The organism is Lapidilactobacillus wuchangensis, assembly GCF_003946645.1.
Classification (GTDB): Bacteria; Bacillota; Bacilli; order Lactobacillales; family Lactobacillaceae; genus Lapidilactobacillus; species Lapidilactobacillus wuchangensis.
Genome location: NZ_RHOU01000022.1, coordinates 1 through 17,518 on the forward strand (window position 1 = coordinate 1; position 17,518 = coordinate 17,518).

Consider the following 17,518-nt stretch of genomic DNA (forward strand, 5'->3'; position numbering starts at 1 on the left):
CAAATACAAGCCTTATTCTAACCGCTAAAGCGGCAAGAATAATTTCACCATTGACGCCAATCGCTGGGCCCCTGCCTAGATTAAACTAACAAAACTGATTACCACTATTTAGCTGAATCAGATTGTGGTAATACCAAAGCGGTGTGACAATCTCTATTGAAGAATAGAGCCGTCACACCGTTTTTTGTTACTGTTCAACTATTACTACTGATTAAATTGAGTCACTGAACCCTGCTACCACTGCCTTGAACACTAACAAAGATGCAGTAAACCACCTCAACTCCAGACGGAATGGAGGGATCTTGGCGTCAGCCGCCAAATTATCGTTAGTGCTTTAGCACTTACGATAAGACCTGTATTGAAGACTTTTGAAAAAAGGCTTCAATCAGTGTCGGCCGCGTTCCACGCCAAGCAGCCCGCAATGGAGTCAGAACCAATTCCGTCTTAACATCTTCACCAGGGTTTTAACGGTTTTGAATCATGGTTTGTAATTGCCATCAATAACATTCGAGAGCAAACTTGACCACCGTCAATTAGTTATCAACAAAAAAAGATTAAAATATTTTCATTGCCAAAGATTACGCAAGCAGAAATTTTGTCAGAAAATGGGTAGCGCTGTCATAATGTTAACACCGGGGCTTGTCTAGACTGGTACTCGCAGAATTTTAGACGATGATAAGAAATTTTTCCGGTTTTGCACGACTAACAGGCAAAAAACTACAAGTTGTAGGTTGACTAATGGTAATTGTCGGAATATAATTTCTCAACGTAGTCAAAAAGTGGCACAGCGGTTTGAAAGCGGGTGATAGATAAATGGGTAAAACGCACGATCTGAGTCGAGAGAAGATTATGGCCACAGCACAGAAGATTGTTGGCGAAGAAGGTTTCCCCCAATTAACTTTTGGGAGTTTAGCTAAAGCATTAGATATTCGCTCACAGTCTTTGTATAACTACTACGCCAACGTTGATGCCGTCATTGAGGATATTGGGACCAACTTCATGAAGACGTTATATATGAAGATGGCCGAAAGTCTGACTGGTATTTCTGGCAAAGAAGCGCTGCGTGGATACGCAGATATTGCTCACGCCTATTTTGAATCTCAAGGTCAACTAGTGCAGTTAATCTATTATGTCCATCGTTATCCTGAAGATAGTCCGTTTGTTCAGGAAACTGGCCGTGTCTTAAATCTTTTGCGGCGCGTCACGCAACATGTGAAGCTGAAGAAGATGACTAACGACGCTTATGAGGAAGCTTTCATCAGTAGCGTTTTAGGTTACACCGTGCTGGAAATCATGGGTTTTTTGACCAAGATTCAAGCCAAGCAACAACAATCGTTCCAGCAATTGGTCGATTTATATTTAGGAGAAGTTTTAGAGTAAGTGGAGGAAGTGTTTAGGTTCTTATGATTAAGGATGAATTCGGTTTTATTAAGAAAAACAAACTTATTTTGTTATCTGTCTTAGTTATTATGATTATCCCGTTCTTGTATTCGATTTTCTTCTTAAAATCGGTTTGGGATCCTTATGGTGATACACAAGATTTGCCCGTCGCAGTCGTTAACGAAGATAAGGCTGTTACTTATAACGGGACTTCAATGAATGTCGGCCAACAAACAGTCGATAAGTTGAAGAAAAACAAGCAATTAGGTTGGAAGTTCGTCAGTGCTAAAAAAGCGGCTGATGGCTTGAAAAACAACCAATATTATACGGTAGTAACAATTCCTAAGGACTTTTCAAAGAATGCGGCAACTGTCCTCAGTTCCCATCCTAAGAAAATGCAATTGACTTACAAGACGAATGATTCGTTGAATTACTTAAGTCAAGTTATTTCCGGAATTGGTGTGGATACCTTAGATAAAGAAATTCGTGCTAATGTGACGAATGCTTATGCCAGTGCCCTTTTTGAACAAGTTAAGGTTGTTGGTAAAGGCATGAAGACCGCTGGTAAAGGCGCGACTCAAATCAACAACGGCTTAGTTACCTTGGACGATGGGATCAACACTTATACATTAGGTGTTTCCACAGTTCATGATGGTATTCAAACGATGAGCTTAAAAGTTAGCCCACTTTCAAGTGGCGTGCAACAGTTAACAACTGGTGCTAACCAATTGAGCAGTGGCGTTAGCACTTATGTTGCTGGGACTAACCAAGTTGCTTCTGGGATCAGTACTTTAAACGGTTCCGTCGGCACTTTACAAAGTGGTGTTAGCACTTATACTGGTGGCGTTTCTCAATTGGCTAGCGGTTTGAACCAAATGGGTAGCCAAACTGGTACATTATCCTCTGGTGTCAGTCAATTAGTTAGCGGTAGCAAGCAAGTATACGATGGAACAGCACTTTATACTAGCAAAGTAAATCAAATTGCTGATGCTGTCGATAAACTTAATACTGGTGCTGCACAATTGCCAGCAGGTATTGATCAAATCGTAACTGGTGCAAATGGTATTGATAGTGGTGTAACAGCTATTGAAGCTGGCATGAAGGCAACAACCGCAAAATCAGAAGCTGCTGCTGCCGCTTTTGCTCAAGATGGTGTTAAAGCTAAAAAGGCAATGACTGATCTTGCCCAGGCTGGTGTCGCTGCAGAACATCCCGCAGAGTTTAAAGAATTATCAGATAGTGTAACTGGCATGGGCGATAGTTTTACCGAATTTGCTGAAATTCAGAGTGAAAGTAGTAAGACATTGACTGCTGCTCTGACACAAATTCAAAATGGTGCTAAAGCCATTTCAAGTGGTGCATCCGATCAATTGAAACCCGGTGCTCAACAATTGGCAAGTGGTCTGGCTGCATTAAACAAGCAGATTGTTGACGGCGGTTTAATTGAAAAAGGTACTGAATTAACTGCTGGTGCCAAACAAGTGAATGCTGGTTTAGCACAGTTGAATGGTAGCGTTCCTACATTAATCGCCGGTGTTAGCCAACTTCAATCAGGTGCTAACCAATTAACTGCTAACAACGCTTCATTGAACAATGGTACTGCTCAATTAGTTTCTGGTGTTAACCAATTAAACGCTGGTGGCCAACAATTAGCTGCTAACGGCAGTGCTTTAACAAGTGGTGCTAGTCAAGTTTCCGGTGGTTTAACAACCATGAACAGTCAATTGCCTGCCTTAACAAGTGGTGTCCAACAATTACTTGATGGGACAACTCAATTAACTGACAACAACAAAGAATTAACTGGTGGTGCAAGCAAACTTAAAGGCGGTTCTAAGACTTTAGCGAAATCATTAGTTAGTGGTGCTAAAGAAGTTAATGGCATTAAGTTAACTAGTGCTACTGCTGATATGTTTGCAGCGCCTACTAAGACGAAGCACACTTATTACAGTAAAGTTTCTAACTATGGTCATGCTTTAGCTCCTTACGTCTTGTCATTAGCATTGTATGTCGGCGCTTTGGTCTTCAACTTTGCTTATCCAATTCGTAAAGTTTCTCGTCGTGATGGCACACCTACTCAATGGTTCTTCAGTAAGATCGCCATTGGTGGGATTGTTGCCACCGGGATGGCCATTGTTGAAGCAACCTTGATCATGGTCGGCGGTTTACAAGTTGAACACGTTGCCCTCTTCTACTTCATTGCTTGGTTATTCGCGATGACCTCAATGTATCTCGTCATGTTCTTATCAATGTGGCTGGATAACCCAGGTCGATTCATCGCCATGGTACTCTTGATGTTGCAATTAGGTGGTTCTGGTGGTACCTTCCCAATGGAAATTACCAACCACTTCTACAACGTCATTCACCCATTCTTACCAATGACTCATTCAATCCTCGGCTTCCGTGAAGCTATTACCAGTGGGATTGCAAGTGGCACCGTAAGTTACGCCATCTTCTACATGATCTTAATTGCTGTCATTTCCTTAGCATTGCTTTGGTTAGTCATGCAACGCTTGCAGAAGAAGGGTTTAATGGGCATTTCCCAATTAGACGATAATCAAAAATTACAAGCTGTTGAAAAATAGTTTTTAAACGAAAGTGACCTCATTTTGTGGGGTCGCTTTTTTTGTGGCAAACTTTTTCCTAAAAAAAGTAAGCCTCGCTTTATTAACTTGTCTGGATTGTTTAAACTAAGAGTAATGTCTTGGAGAGGAACCAACAAATTGAAAAAAACCGGGCTCTTATTAATTCTTAGTCTTAGCGCATTGATCATTCTCAGCGGCTGTCGAACACAGAAGAAGCCAGCAGCGCAGGGATCAGCTGACACCAGTTCAGTCACCAGCAGCCAAAAATCAAAAAAAGCAACTGCCGCAACTAGTAGCAGTGCTTCAGACGCGGACAGTAGTTCAACTAGCGGTGTGGCCGAATCAGCCAGTAATTCAAGTACGGACGTCGATTCGCAAACTCAGGAAAACACCACCACCGTTGACGAGAATCGGGCCGCCACTAATCATATTGCCAGCGCTGATAGTTATGCCTACTCAGCCGCTGAAGTGCAAACAGCAATGACTGGCCAACCCACAACAATTACCCAACCAACTGTTTTTTTAACGTTTGATGATGGCGTTAATCAAACGATGACACCACGAGTTTTACAAGTGTTGGCTGACCAACAAGTCCACGCGACCTTCTTTGTGGTCGGTAATACCCTGACTGCCCCAGATAATCAAGCAATGCTGCAAAAAGAGTATCAAGCTGGTCATGGCATCGCCATTCACAGCTACGATCATAATTACAGTCTGCTTTACCCTAATCGCGTTGCCAACGCCGCCAATATCGTTCGCGAATATCAACAAGCTGAAACCCTGATGCAACAAATTTTAGGCGCGGACTTCACCACCAAAGTCTGGCGTTATCCTGGTGGCCACATGTCTTGGCAAGGACTGGCGCCTGCTGATGCGCAACTTAAGCAGCTCGGCGTAACTTGGATGGATTGGAACGGTGCCGTTGGTGATGCGCTCGGTAGCCGCGGTCCGAAAACCGTCGAGGCGATGTTGCAATATCACGCCAACTCTTTGACAGCTTTTCCTTCAAGCCCAGTTAAAGTAATCCTAATGCACGACGCCATCGACAAAGAATTAACCCTCCAAGCCCTACCAAAAGTGATTGAATATTATAAAACTCACGGTTATCAATTCGGTATCTTGTCTTAAGCAACAAAACAGATCTGGTTGCTGCTCACAACTAATCAATATTTACCAATAAGTCTGTCTTAACAATTTCTGGTTTACTATCCGGAAAGCTTGTTAGACAGGCTTATTAATTTGCTAAAAATTATTTTTCTAATTAGTGATAAGCAATTTTGAGGGTTAACACAGGTGGTTCTAGATAATTGGCATCTAACTTTACTAAAGCTGTCCTAAATCTAAAGTGGCCTAATTTAACTCAAAACACAGTGAAGACCTATATTCAGAATATGATATTAATCGTATGTTTATCCCAATCTTACATTGCTGCCTTCAAATGCTAGCGAAGATAAAGTGCACCACATGAACTTCAGACGGCGTGGAGGGATCTTGGCGTCAGCCGCCAAATTATCGTTAGTGCTTTAGCACTTACGATAAGGCTTGTATTTGAGATTGTTGCGTTAGCAATAAGCTCAAATCAACGCCGGCAGCGTTCCACGCCAAGCAGCCCGGAATGCAGTCAAGCGCCATCTAGTTTTCACAACTTCAACCGGCGCTGACCGTATCGGAATTATCCGCCATTCCCACTAAAACCAGTTCAAATTGGAATCGCACGCTAAAATCAGTTATTTTTGGTACGAACCAATTCCATATAGACGATTATCAATCGCTGTCGGAACAGCAATAAATACTTGTCTATTCAAGTAGACCAAAGTGCTATAAGTTGATCTATCATTTCTATACTTTGTTCATGCAACTCATCGTTATAACACCGTTGCAAACGCGCAATCAGTTCTGAATACTGAACTTGTATTTTTTTAGTTAATTATTAAAGACCTTTAAAAATTTCATTGTTTCTGATTGAGTTACCCTTTAGACTATAGGCGATTGATAGCGGTTACAAAGGCTGGCTGTCACCAAAAACTAATTTCATCTAGGGGGAAACACACGTGAAGAAAAAAGGGTTACTAAGCCTGGTAGCGTTCTGTGGGCTTTTAGGGTTATTAATGGGCAAACAACCGCAGACTGTTCATGGTCAAGCGGTTGCTCAGCAACAAATCAACAAGAATTTCATGGTTTATTATCGGGCTTGGCGCGATAAGACTATGCAAGGCGTCAACACCAGCATCACTGATCCCAACTGGTTAACGATGGACGATATTCCTTATGGCGTAAATATTGTTAACGTATTTAGCTATGTACCTAAGGAACAAGAAGCTCTCGCTAAACCATACTTCGATAAATTAAAAGGCGAATATGCTGATAACTTGCATGCTCGTGGCGTCAAATTAGTTCGTGGTTTCGACTATAGTAAATTAACGGCAATTTATTATCAATATGGCGCTGATCCAACTGAGGAACAATTTGATCTCTATGCTCAGCAATTACTTGAAGAATTAATGACACCATGGAAACTTGATGGCTTAGACATTGACATGGAAACTCAACCATCAGCACTCGAAGTGAAATTATCTGATGGCGTGATTCGTGCCTTGTCGAAATATATCGGCCCTAAAGCGAATAACGGCACTTTATTCCTCTATGACAGTAACGGCACAAATATGGATCCATTCAAGAATGTCGTTGACGTTTTCGACCAAGTGCCCTATCAACAATATGGTAGTGGTGCCGATCGTACTGGCAAAGCAGCTGCAGCATATGAAGCAGCTGGCTTACCAAGCAATAAATTCATGCCTGGTTTAACTTTCCCTGAAGAACAAGATCCTGGCAACCGTTGGTACGACACTGACCCAGTTTACACAAACTCCAACATCTACAACGTTGCTAAATATTCACGGGATAATAACTTAAGCGGGATGTTCCTTTACGCTTTCGACCGTGATGGCAAAACTTACAACGAACCTGATTTCAGTCATATCAGCCCTTCCAATTTAATTTGGACTAAGACTTCAATTCAAGAAGTTAACGGCTGGTCATTAGATTCAGCTAAGGAATTAGCTGAGCATCACTTACAACGGATTCGCTTCAGCAAAGACCTTAGTGCTGATACAATTGCGACTGCCACTAAAGCGATTAACGCTGGCCAAAATCTTTACGAAGTCAACGAAGCTATTATGGGCAAAGACTACGACAGTGCCATTTCACCAACTTATGACCCTGTTTTGGAAAACAACTTGTTAGCAATCAACTTAACTGCTGCTGAAAAAACTTTATCTCAATCACAGGCAATGTTAGCCACACTGCAACGCGCTCGTAGCTTAGCTAATGTCTCAGATTTGCGGACCAAGTCTGATCAGTTAGCCCAATTAATTGGTGGCAAAGAATATACTCAAGCGCAAATTGATGCTAGCGTAACGGCGCTTCAAGCAGCAATCACCAATGCCACTGGTAAAGTCACGGTTAACTTCCAGACAACTGACGGCAAGGCGTTACAAGATGCCCAAGTTTTAACTGGTGATTTTGGGAGCGACTATGATGTTAAAGTCGCTAACATTGACGGCTATACTTTACAACAGACTGACGGCGACTTAGCTGGCAAATATGACTTTGCTGACCACACAATCACTTTCACTTATGCTAAAAATGACGTGGCAGTTGCCAATGGTAATGTCATTGTTCGCTATCTTGATCAAGCCGGCAAAACCCTGCACGCCGACACAACTTTGACTGGTAAAATTGGTACTGCTTACCAAACGAAAGCATTAGCAATTAACGGTTATCGTTTAGTTAAGACAACTGGCACTGAAAACGGCAAGTTCGCTGAAGCCAACACAACAGTCACTTATCATTATGAAAAAGTAACTGCCGCCGTCACTAAACCAGTTGTTAAAGAAACAAACAAACAAGATAAATTACCACAAGCATCTGAATCTAAGACAACAACTATGCTACTCGTGATCACTGGGTTGTCACTGCTGCTCATCCTCGGCGTTTCCATGAAGCATTCACGGCAACAATAGTCATTCTCACCCCACTATGACTTATTTTCAAAACTTTAAGTGTAGCCCGTTTTGCCCCAACAAATCGTGCTACACTTTTTGTATTGTCAGCAATTATTTTTAGACTGGGCAAGTGCTTGATTGCCCGCAAATTAAGGAGATTATGTTGATGACTTATAAAATGATGACCTACAATATTCGCTATGACACGCCTGACGACCAGGATTACGGTTGGGCGCGGCGGCACACCCAAGTCATGGCACTGTTAAAAAGTGTTAATGCGGATTTCTTCGGCGTCCAGGAAGTGCTGAAGCAACAATTAGCCACCTTGAAACAGCTTCCTGGTTATGACTGGGTCGGCGTTGCTCGCGATGATGGCCAAACCGAAGGCGAATACAATGGGATTTTCTACAAGCGGGATAAATTTGAATTAGTTGATCACGGCCACTTCTGGTTAGCTAAAAATCCAGCCGTGCCGGAATTATATCCTGGTGCCGGCTGCAAACGGGTTTGCGTCTACGTGCAATTAAAGGACCGCCAAACTGGGGCCGAATTCGTTGCCACTGTCACCCACTTGGACAATGCCTCCGCAGAAGCGCGGCAATTTGGGGCCGAATTAATTCTGCAGCGACTTGCTGATAAAATTGCCACGCAACCATTTTTCTTAATGGGCGATTTCAACGTCGAAATGGACGACCCAACTTATCACTACGTCGCTGAAAAGTTACTGGACGCGCGCACTCATAGTCAGACGCCACCAACCGGCCCTAATGGCAGCTGGCAAATGGATGGCACTTTCATCCCCGAAGACGTGACTGCCTACAGCCTGATCGACTTTATTTTCACCAATCAGTTTGTCACCATCGACAGCTACAACATCGATGACCGCACTTTCGACGCTGGTTTCTATCCTTCAGACCATTTCCCAGTTGAATTAACTGTTGATTTAAAATAAACTTGCTAAAGAAGATCGTAATGTGATCTTCTTTTTGTTTGCTTAATTTCAATGTTCAACAAAATTAAACGCAGACCTGATGACAAGCAACTGTGAAAAGCAAATTATAGTCATCTAAAAGCAACTTATAACAGTATTCATTAAAATGACACTTACAGCAAATCAGTCTTGGGTCCCATTGAACAAGGTTGATAATGGACCTATACTTTGGGCATTGAATGTTAGGGGAGGTCCTTAACAATGAAGGATTTCATTTTAGAAATGGCGCTATCACTATTATTGCTGGCCAGTGGACTATATGAGATCTATCTTGCTGGTAATTTCGGCCATTGGTTAACCAAAAAGGGTACCGCTGCAACTTCACCCTTTACTTTAGCCAGTATCGGTTCTGGAGCAATAATCGGTTTATTGCTAACACTTGCAGGCATTGGTGCATTGATTATGACTTTTAGTGGGGTGCCATTGTAAAGTCACACGGTATTAATGCGTGAGCAATTCTAGGAAGGAGATCATTAAATGCCATTAGTTTTTGGAATATTAATTGGTTTAATGTTTATAATTGGTGGGATTGTTGAGTTATTTTTGGCTGGTAACTTTGGTCGTTGGTTGACCAAAAAAGGCACCGCCGCAACCTCGCCTTTCTCATTAGCCAGTCTAGGTTCTGGCACCCTCATCGCCATTTTATTAATTATCATGGGCATTGGCGGAATTTTCATTACATTAGGTGGTTCAATTGACTTAAGCCAATTGAAAATAATTCGCTAAAAAGGCGCTGCTAATGCAGCGGCCTTTTTTGTTGTGTGAATTAGAAAATCAAGTTATTTGTGCGCTATTTTTTATAATATGTATTAAACTATATGATAAGTAATCAATTATTATGGGATGCACTATTTGGGGGTAAACCACGATGGCTCAACACCATTATCAGAAATCAATTTTGTTTGTTACATTAGGTGCCTTATTAGTTGGTAGTCTGACTTTAAGCCACAACTTACAGGCAGCAAATACTGTACGTGCTGATACTACAGAACAGCACCAAACTATTGCGCAAAACAATATTGCTGCTACTTCAAGTACACTATCAGGTAATCCACTTAACGCATCTCAGAGTGAAACAACCACACCTCAATCAGAAATCACCACTGATTTCATTGACGCCACCGATATTACAGTCAACGTGGGCACTGACTACTTATTAAATAATCAAGCTACTGCTGACACGACCAAGGCGGTGGCTATCTTAACCCCTGCCACCGCCAATGCCGCCGTCACTTGGGGTGTTGATGATTCTTCAGTAGCAACGATTGATCCAAAATCTGGCTTGATCACCGCCAACACCATTAGGCGAAATGGTGTGGTTACCGTAACAGCAACAGTCACAAATCATAACGGCGCTACTTTAACCGCCAGTAAAAGAATTACCATTGGTGGTGGCTTAACTAATCAAACAGCCATTGAGGGAAATCCAGCAACTTTCAAAATTCAAAAAGATATCACCAAAATAGCTGCGGCTAACAATGTCACCTTGACGAGTATTGTCTGGCATAAAATCGCCAATAGCATTGATACAGTTGCACCAGCTGATGCTGACCAAGATGATCTCAGTTATACAATTCCTAGCGTCAGCTATTCTGATAATAATCAGCAATAATACTATGCGGTGCTGAATTTTTCTTCCACGGAAAATCCCAATAGCAATCAATTGACAATAACGACCAATAAAGCTAGATTAACTGTTACTACGTCAGATACACCTAAAATAACTTTAATCAGTACCGTCACCAATAATACGTTCAATGATCATAATACTGCTAATACCCAAGTGAATCGTGTTATTGCTGACGATCAGTTAGTTATTAAGGGTACAATAACTGATGAAAACTCTCAGTCAAATTTGGCAGCCGGCCGTTTATATTTTAGAATACCAATAAATATGGCACCCAGCTTAGTTAAATTTGACGATGTTGAATTTGATGATTATATAGTTGCCCCTGATCTTGAAGATCCTAACAGCCTTGATTATGCAGCAGTTCTGATACCATCGATTGACTTTTCTAAAGTTAAAACACATACCTTTGAAATAGATTTACCTGCCGCAGATAATGCTAATCTTCACTTAGAGACTATTCCTACGTTTCTCGGACAAGATAGCACCGAAACGGATCTGCCCGAAACTTATCAAGGCAACCCACTATATATCAACTTTACTGACAATAAAATAAGTGCCGTAGCTCACGACATTGACTATGGCTCAGTTAAATATTCCGACGTTGGTCGGCCATTAACTGGTGTCGTTGAAAGCACTACTGACAACCCCGACCAAGATCTTTTAACTGTTTCTGATAATCGTCGTAATCGAACTGCAGTCCAAGTTTATCTGACCCAAACAACTGGATTTACGGATGGTGAGCACGCACTTTCTTCAGAGCTAAGATTCTACCAATCTAGTGTTAATTTTGAGAAATTGACAGCTGGCTCTATTTTGCTATCCAAAACAACCAATGGCATGGCAATTCCTTCAGTTTCCAACAATGAAGTCCAGGGCCTAAAGCTTTACATTTATAACAGTGTCCTTAAAACGGGCCAATATAAATCAAAGTTGGACTGGTCAATAGTATCTGCACCAGAATAATCATTACGATATAATTTCAACAGGTTTAAGGTATAATGAACCGATAGAAAAAGAGCAACGCGCTGTAAACACGTTGCTCCCTGATGTTCGATTGTTGACTCTCATGTACAACGATCGGCGCAAGTCAGAAATTAGTTGTTTCTAAATTTCTAAACCGTTGGCCGACGGTTTATTTTTTTGGAGAATAATCTTTACTAGCTCAACAATAGCCTTCATCAGCGCATCAGACGTGACTATTGCTCCATAACCGGATTTTTGTTCATGAAGAACCGCCTTTTATTTAATCAAATTTATCAATGCACTGATTACAGTGCCTAAACCAAAGATCGTAAAAACAATACCTATCATCAAACTCGCCCAAACTGCGTACCCGACAAATCCGCTTTTACTCTTCGTCTTTCCTGATTTCAGATTCTTGAAATACTTATATGTTGCAATCAATTGCCATATACCAACGCCAAGAAATAAGGTTCCAAAAGTTGCGGGTGCGACGACATTAGCGATATTCATAATTTCACTCCTTCCAGAGACCAGCGCCTAACCTACTTCTTCCACCAAGTATATAATCTAGTAACCATTCTCACAAAAGCTTCAACTCAGAACCAGACATGATTTTAAGTTGCGTATTTCAACGTATTGGCAGAAAATTTGGGATAATCATTGCGAGATGCTTTTCAATAAATTTAAGATATAACGAACCGATAGAAAAAGAGCAACGTGGTTTTTGATCTTACGTTTTCATAATTGAAATGAAACCGCCTACAATAAAATGACAGGTCGTCACGAAATCATTAGTTAGATAGCTTATTAAGCATGTTACAACAATATTTCCACGACATGACACTCGTCAAAATCAGTCTAGAGTCCCATTGAGCAAGGTAGCGCTCAGGCCTATACTCAAGTCATTAAATGTGAAGCGTGTTTTATTCAATCGGGTAGCAACAGGCACGCTTTTCAGAAGAGGGGGTTTTTATATGTTCACTGGAATTATCACTGGCGGTGTGTTGATTATTGCTGGTTTGGCTGAATTATATTTCACTGGTACCTTCAGCCACTGGGTCACTAAAAAGGGCTCTGGTTCGACCTCACCATTCACCTTAGCTGGATTAGGCGCCGGCTTTTATATTGGCTTGCTGTTTCTCATCGTTGGTATCAGCGCAGTGATTGCTGCCTTTACTGGTGGTTTTAGTTAAAGTTAATAAATGCAGTAGTGCCGCAACCAGCTAACTAGGACTGATGTTGCAGCAACGAGTCTGCCAACTCTATAAGTTAAACAGATTCATTATTATGTAAGAATTAAGGTGACCAGCATGTCGCAAAGTGGTGGTATATTAATTGGGTTGATTTTCATCGTTGGTGGTATCGCCGAATTCTGTTTGGCTGGCCATTTTTATCAGTGGCTGAAAAAAAGACGGTCGCCTGCAGATTTTTTTAGTTGGGCTAATCTTGGTATTGGCGACATCCTTTCAGTTCTATTGTTGATTCCAGGTATCTTTCTACTCGCGGCGGCATTGAATAACGCCCTCTAGTGTTTATCGATTGCTGCTTGGCCAAAATAATTGTGACTTGAAAACTAAACACCTATGTTTGATAATCTTGGTTATACCATTTTGAAACCACAAAAAAACCACTTCTGGGCAGGAAGTGGTTTTTTAATTCATTTTAAAGGGAGGAGTAAAATGAAGAAAACTAGCAATTTTTTAGGGTATTTGGGTTTTGTTAGGAAAGCCACTGCGTCAGCAATTACCAGCGTGGGCACACCGGCGATTGACTTCTGTTGAAGCAACCTGACGATTAACTTTCTATACTTAATACTATAACTTCTGTCTATGAATTAATCGTGCCACAAACTTGGCGCTTTTGAGACTTAAATGTGACGAAACTGTGAATTTGTCCAAAAAATTGTCGCTTAGACCGTCTAAAATCAGCAATTGAGCCAACTTTTGTGAATAAATAAGTTGCGATTTCGATCTGTTTCCCACTAATTGGCGAATATTACAGAGTTACTTTAAATAAGTTAATGCTTTTTAGAAGCCAATAGCCACTTTGGCCAATTAATATTCGTAAATTTCACCGACGCACTTAACCACAGCGCCGATAAGAGCAAAGACAGGCTATAAAACAGATTGGCAACCATTAATTTCATGATGATGTTATCCGTATATGGCGGTAATAGCGGGATTAAAAGACAGAGTAACGCAACTGGCAGCGCCAAATCAATGATTTTTGCCCGGAAAACCGCGATCATAATTAATAGCAAATAAAGCACACCGATCATCATCAAGGCGATCAACAATGGGTCTTTGAGATGAAGCGGATCGCCGCGCAACTGATATTCCCCGATTCGCGTTGGATCAAATTTTAAATTATCAGCCAGACTTAAATCAGCACCACTACTTACAATGTGGGCGTGACTGCGGACAAAGAAAATCGTGTAACTACATAGAATCAGTGCATGAATCAACGGTAGCCATAATAAAACCAATTTTCGTCTCATTGCCCCCACCAGTCCTCATATCGGAATTATAATAATGATCAGTGTAGTGCCTGGCAGTAAATCCTGTCAATTTATATCGCTTGGCTTGCCACGGTCAGCAATTATTCAGCCTGTTCCGTTTAAACTCTGAATTAGTTTACGGTTTAGTTTTACTGGCGCTGAATCGTGCTCCGGTCGACAAATGGCTATGGTTAATTCAAATAATTCAATGATCGGTTTCACCGCTCATCAAATTATTTGAAATTACCCTACGCCAAAAGTACGTCGACCTGCGCAACTTGTTTTAATCGTGCTCGGAGCGATAGACTGCTATGCCTAATTTAAATAACTGTCCGATCGGTTTCACCGCTCAGTCAGTTATTTGAAATTACGCTACGCAGTCTGACCATCGCTCCGAGCAACTATAAAAAAAGACCCGCAGTGGAGTCTGCGGGTCTCATGGGTTAGTTAGCAAAAGTTTCCACTCTTTTGCCACTAAATGGGTTGGATGATTGATTTGAATCTGTATCACTAAAACTTTAAATTTTAGACTTTACGAACCAATCGTGTTGTTCGATCATGAAGTTCAAAGCAAAGACTGCGCAAAAGACGTAGAGAATACCGAGAACAATATTATTCATATTTGGGAAAATCGACTTAGGAATAATAATGACTAAGAACGATGCAGCTGCCCAAATCCAACGATTAATTTTGATCCCTTTTCCTTTAAGCCAAGCGAGAAGCCGGTTGCTGGCATAGAACAGGATGATAAAAGCAACGAAAACAATTAGCCAATAAAGCATGATACACCTCGTTTAATTATGCGTTTGCAGAAGCAGCGTCAGTAGCGCCGTCCTTAGTATCATCACCATTTTGTTCCACATCAAGCATATGTTTGTCGTATGCTTTGACGAATGGGAAGTAGATGATTGTGGCAACAGCTAAGTTGACTAAGATCAAGATGATCATTCGCCAGTCGTTACCTGCTGATAAGTAACCACCAATTGGTGCTGGTAAAGTCCAAGCTTGCAATGAAGTAAAGCCATTGACTAAACCAAGCTTAACGGCAAAGTAACTAATTGTTGTTAAGACTAATGGCACAACGTTGAATGGAATAAACATGTATGGGTTTAACATCATTGGCGCACCGAAGATCATAGGTTCGTTAATGTTGAAAATCCCAGGGACGATTGAGAACCGGCCGACTTCTTTCAAGAATTTCGACTTGCAGACAATTAAGAACAATGCGGCAACAACAACAGTTGCACCGGCACCACCAATGGTAACTGTCCATTGATAGAACTGTTCTGGAGCGATATAAGGTAATTTAGTAGCAGCAGTACCTGAAGCTAATGCCTTGGCATTGTCGTCCAACATGATCAACCAAATAGGACGAACAACTGAACCGACAATACTCATACCATGGATACCAAATGACCATAAGATATGAATCAAGAACATTGGTAACAAAGCACCTAATAAGTTATTCCCTAAGATGTTCGTTAATGGGTGGAATAAGTCGAGTAACAATGAGTTAACATCGATTTTAGCCACGTCACGGATCAACCAGAACAAGGTCATGATAACGGCGGATGGAATCAAGGCCTCGAAACTACGAGCAACTGCAGGGGGAACTTGGTCAGGCATCTTAATCGTAATGTTATGTGACTGGAAGAAACGATAAATTTCAACGGCCACGATCATTGATAAAATACCAGTGAACATACCAGAAGCACCTAAAGAACTCATTGGTAATACGTAACCCATTGGGGCTTTCTTTGGTGTCAAAATATTAGTTGGCATTTGTAACATGAAGAAGGCACCTAATGAAAGAATACCACCAGTTACACCATCTAATTTGTATGACTTCGCCAAATCAGAACCCATAACGAAAGTTGCGTAGATTGCCATCAAGCCCAAAGTAACCCGATATGGCATAACGATCATTTCTGTATATGGTGCTAACGCTGCCTTCCAAGCCGGAACAGGCAAGTTAACGAAGACCATGAAGAAAGTACCGATTAAAATTAGTGACAATGTCGAAACAACACCATTACGAATAGCTAATAAATGACGTTGGTTCCCGATTTTTGCCATTGGTGGGACAAGTTTGTCTTCGACCCATTTCATAAACTTATTCATGGAAAAATCACTCCTCCTAAAAAATGTTAATAAATAATTGCTAAAAAATAATAACCTTTGAAGTTTGTATCCGCCTTCAAAAGTTATTATAGCACCATGAAATTATATTTCAATATATTACATGAAAAATATTTTATTTTGACATTATTTTTTATAATGAGCTAATAATCCATGTTTTTAACTATAGACCAATCTGAAATTAATGCCACAATTTAGCCTTGTAATCATGAATCACTTCATGAGACAAGTCTAATGAGTTAGCGCTTTCCTTGAAGGTACGACTGACAAAGTAGTAGAAAATAATGTCGATCAACATAAACTGGGCCAATAACGAGTTCGTTGCCGCAATTCGGTTCGGACTTTCCTTTGGCTGCGAAGTATGGACCGCAATATCCGATAATTTCGCCAAACTATTATTGCCAAACCGCGTCAGTGAGGCCACTTTAATGCCAGCTTGTTTAGCCGTTTCCGCCGCCACTAAAACTTCTGGTGACTCCCCAGAGTTAGAAATAATCCAGAGAATATCATTGCCATTGGCGTTGACCACTTTCGGCAATAACGCGTTCAGGTCATTATCCGCGACTGTAGGATAACCAACCCGATTCCATTTCTGGCAAATATTTTCAACCGCCAAATATGAGGCACCAATCCCAAACAGAAATAATTGTTTGGAATCAATAATTGCCTTAGCTAATTTCTGGACTTCATCTTCATTGACCTGATCAGTTGTTTCGCGAATTGATTGCAAGGCGCTGGTCAACAATTTCTCTTTGATCGAGCCGATTTGTTCGTTCGGCAAAATGTCATCATGCGCTTTGGGATCAGCTTGATTTTTCGTTAAATCAGACGACAACAAAATTTTCAGCGTCGTGAAACTCCCAATATCCAAACGCTTCGTCAAACGAATGACCGAAGCTGGACTGGAGCCAGCTGCTTTAGCCAGTTGCGTCACTGTCATTTTGATTACCGTTTGCGGATGTTCCAAAACATAATCCGCGATTTTAACCTCGGCTGACGATAAATCCGATTTTGCATTTAAAATACGACCCTTAACAGACATTTTCCTAACTCCTTACTTGCTCACCATTATTCTCTTTAATTCTACCAGTTTTATTATCAAAAAAGCGTTGTCATCGTGAAATGTTCTGATTGCACAATAAAATTCAAAATCTAAGACCCAAGGCATGCGTTACGACAGAATTCGTTTTGACTCCATTCCGGGCTTGCTGGTTGTGGAACGCGGCCGGCATCGATTTGAACCAATTAAAGACCAAATTGTTTCAAATACGAGCCTTTGTCTAATTGCTAAAGCAATAAGACAAATTTGGCGGCTGACAACCACGCCCTCCA

15 protein-coding genes are annotated in these 17,518 nt (G+C 41.1%); 11 read left to right on the plus strand and 4 right to left on the minus strand.

Annotated features, from left to right (window positions below; translation table 11 throughout):
- Positions 1-813: 813 nt before the first annotated feature.
- The 11 genes from EKM82_RS10810 to EKM82_RS10865 all read left to right on the plus strand — a co-directional run bounded on the left by EKM82_RS10810 (position 814) and on the right by EKM82_RS10865 (position 13,079).
- Complete coding sequence (locus tag EKM82_RS10810; protein ID WP_125769311.1) at positions 814-1,380, plus strand: TetR/AcrR family transcriptional regulator; 567 nt, start codon at positions 814-816, stop codon at positions 1,378-1,380.
- Positions 1,381-1,403: 23 nt separating this feature from the next.
- Complete coding sequence (locus EKM82_RS10815; RefSeq protein WP_125769314.1) at positions 1,404-3,962, plus strand: YhgE/Pip domain-containing protein; 2,559 nt, start codon at positions 1,404-1,406, stop codon at positions 3,960-3,962.
- Positions 3,963-4,100: 138 nt separating this feature from the next.
- Positions 4,101-5,090: a polysaccharide deacetylase family protein gene (locus EKM82_RS10820; RefSeq protein WP_164508263.1), complete on the plus strand. Its 990-nt coding sequence runs from the start codon at positions 4,101-4,103 to the stop codon at positions 5,088-5,090.
- A gap of 923 nt (positions 5,091-6,013) precedes the next feature.
- Positions 6,014-7,984 (plus strand): EndoS/ChiA family endoglycosidase, encoded by a 1,971-nt coding sequence (locus EKM82_RS10825; RefSeq protein WP_125769320.1) that lies wholly within the window; start codon positions 6,014-6,016, stop codon positions 7,982-7,984.
- A gap of 148 nt (positions 7,985-8,132) precedes the next feature.
- Complete coding sequence (locus EKM82_RS10830; protein WP_164508264.1) at positions 8,133-8,918, plus strand: endonuclease/exonuclease/phosphatase family protein; 786 nt, start codon at positions 8,133-8,135, stop codon at positions 8,916-8,918.
- Between the two features lie 240 nt (positions 8,919-9,158).
- Positions 9,159-9,386: a hypothetical protein gene (locus EKM82_RS10835; RefSeq protein WP_125769324.1), complete on the plus strand. Its 228-nt coding sequence runs from the start codon at positions 9,159-9,161 to the stop codon at positions 9,384-9,386.
- A gap of 48 nt (positions 9,387-9,434) precedes the next feature.
- Positions 9,435-9,683, plus strand: a complete 249-nt coding sequence (locus EKM82_RS10840) for a hypothetical protein (protein WP_125769327.1) — start codon at positions 9,435-9,437, stop codon at positions 9,681-9,683.
- Positions 9,684-9,825: 142 nt separating this feature from the next.
- Positions 9,826-10,569 (plus strand): hypothetical protein, encoded by a 744-nt coding sequence (locus EKM82_RS10845; protein ID WP_125769330.1) that lies wholly within the window; start codon positions 9,826-9,828, stop codon positions 10,567-10,569.
- 282 nt (positions 10,570-10,851) lie between these two features.
- The gene (locus tag EKM82_RS10850) at positions 10,852-11,550 is read left to right on the plus strand and encodes a hypothetical protein (protein ID WP_164508265.1); all 699 of its coding nucleotides are present in this window, start codon (positions 10,852-10,854) and stop codon (positions 11,548-11,550) included.
- Positions 11,551-12,524: 974 nt separating this feature from the next.
- Positions 12,525-12,743 carry a hypothetical protein gene (locus EKM82_RS10860; protein ID WP_125769339.1) on the plus strand — a complete coding sequence of 73 codons (219 nt, stop codon included), beginning with the start codon at positions 12,525-12,527 and terminating at the stop codon, positions 12,741-12,743.
- Between the two features lie 117 nt (positions 12,744-12,860).
- Positions 12,861-13,079 (plus strand): hypothetical protein, encoded by a 219-nt coding sequence (locus EKM82_RS10865; protein WP_125769342.1) that lies wholly within the window; start codon positions 12,861-12,863, stop codon positions 13,077-13,079.
- A gap of 488 nt (positions 13,080-13,567) precedes the next feature.
- On the opposite strand, the gene EKM82_RS10870 is transcribed toward EKM82_RS10865, so the two are convergent.
- The 4 genes from EKM82_RS10870 to EKM82_RS10885 all read right to left on the minus strand — a co-directional run bounded on the left by EKM82_RS10870 (position 13,568) and on the right by EKM82_RS10885 (position 17,228).
- The gene (locus tag EKM82_RS10870) at positions 13,568-14,047 is read right to left on the minus strand and encodes a hypothetical protein (protein WP_125769344.1); all 480 of its coding nucleotides are present in this window, start codon (positions 14,045-14,047) and stop codon (positions 13,568-13,570) included.
- A gap of 518 nt (positions 14,048-14,565) precedes the next feature.
- Positions 14,566-14,829 carry a diacylglycerol kinase gene (locus EKM82_RS10875; protein WP_125769347.1) on the minus strand — a complete coding sequence of 88 codons (264 nt, stop codon included), beginning with the start codon at positions 14,827-14,829 and terminating at the stop codon, positions 14,566-14,568.
- A gap of 16 nt (positions 14,830-14,845) precedes the next feature.
- Positions 14,846-16,168 carry a PTS sugar transporter subunit IIC gene (locus EKM82_RS10880; RefSeq protein ID WP_125769350.1) on the minus strand — a complete coding sequence of 441 codons (1,323 nt, stop codon included), beginning with the start codon at positions 16,166-16,168 and terminating at the stop codon, positions 14,846-14,848.
- 199 nt (positions 16,169-16,367) lie between these two features.
- Positions 16,368-17,228, minus strand: coding sequence for a MurR/RpiR family transcriptional regulator (locus EKM82_RS10885; protein ID WP_125769353.1), 861 nt, complete (start codon positions 17,226-17,228; stop codon positions 16,368-16,370).
- Positions 17,229-17,518 lie beyond the last annotated feature (290 nt).

Excerpts from the sequence above, each read along its gene's own strand:
- EKM82_RS10810 (WP_125769311.1), top strand. The coding sequence starts at position 814 with ATGGGTAAAACGCACGATCTGAGTCGAGAGAAGATTATGGCCACAGCA.
- EKM82_RS10815 (WP_125769314.1), top strand. The coding sequence starts at position 1,404 with ATGATTAAGGATGAATTCGGTTTTATTAAGAAAAACAAACTTATTTTG.
- EKM82_RS10830 (WP_164508264.1), top strand. The coding sequence starts at position 8,133 with ATGACTTATAAAATGATGACCTACAATATTCGCTATGACACGCCTGAC.
- EKM82_RS10835 (WP_125769324.1), top strand. The coding sequence starts at position 9,159 with ATGAAGGATTTCATTTTAGAAATGGCGCTATCACTATTATTGCTGGCC.
- EKM82_RS10840 (WP_125769327.1), top strand. The coding sequence starts at position 9,435 with ATGCCATTAGTTTTTGGAATATTAATTGGTTTAATGTTTATAATTGGT.
- EKM82_RS10845 (WP_125769330.1), top strand. The coding sequence starts at position 9,826 with ATGGCTCAACACCATTATCAGAAATCAATTTTGTTTGTTACATTAGGT.
- EKM82_RS10850 (WP_164508265.1), top strand. The coding sequence starts at position 10,852 with ATGGCACCCAGCTTAGTTAAATTTGACGATGTTGAATTTGATGATTAT.
- EKM82_RS10860 (WP_125769339.1), top strand. The coding sequence starts at position 12,525 with ATGTTCACTGGAATTATCACTGGCGGTGTGTTGATTATTGCTGGTTTG.
- EKM82_RS10865 (WP_125769342.1), top strand. The coding sequence starts at position 12,861 with ATGTCGCAAAGTGGTGGTATATTAATTGGGTTGATTTTCATCGTTGGT.
- EKM82_RS10870 (WP_125769344.1), bottom strand. The coding sequence starts at position 14,047 with ATGAGACGAAAATTGGTTTTATTATGGCTACCGTTGATTCATGCACTG.
- EKM82_RS10875 (WP_125769347.1), bottom strand. The coding sequence starts at position 14,829 with ATGCTTTATTGGCTAATTGTTTTCGTTGCTTTTATCATCCTGTTCTAT.
- EKM82_RS10880 (WP_125769350.1), bottom strand. The coding sequence starts at position 16,168 with ATGAATAAGTTTATGAAATGGGTCGAAGACAAACTTGTCCCACCAATG.
- EKM82_RS10885 (WP_125769353.1), bottom strand. The coding sequence starts at position 17,228 with ATGTCTGTTAAGGGTCGTATTTTAAATGCAAAATCGGATTTATCGTCA.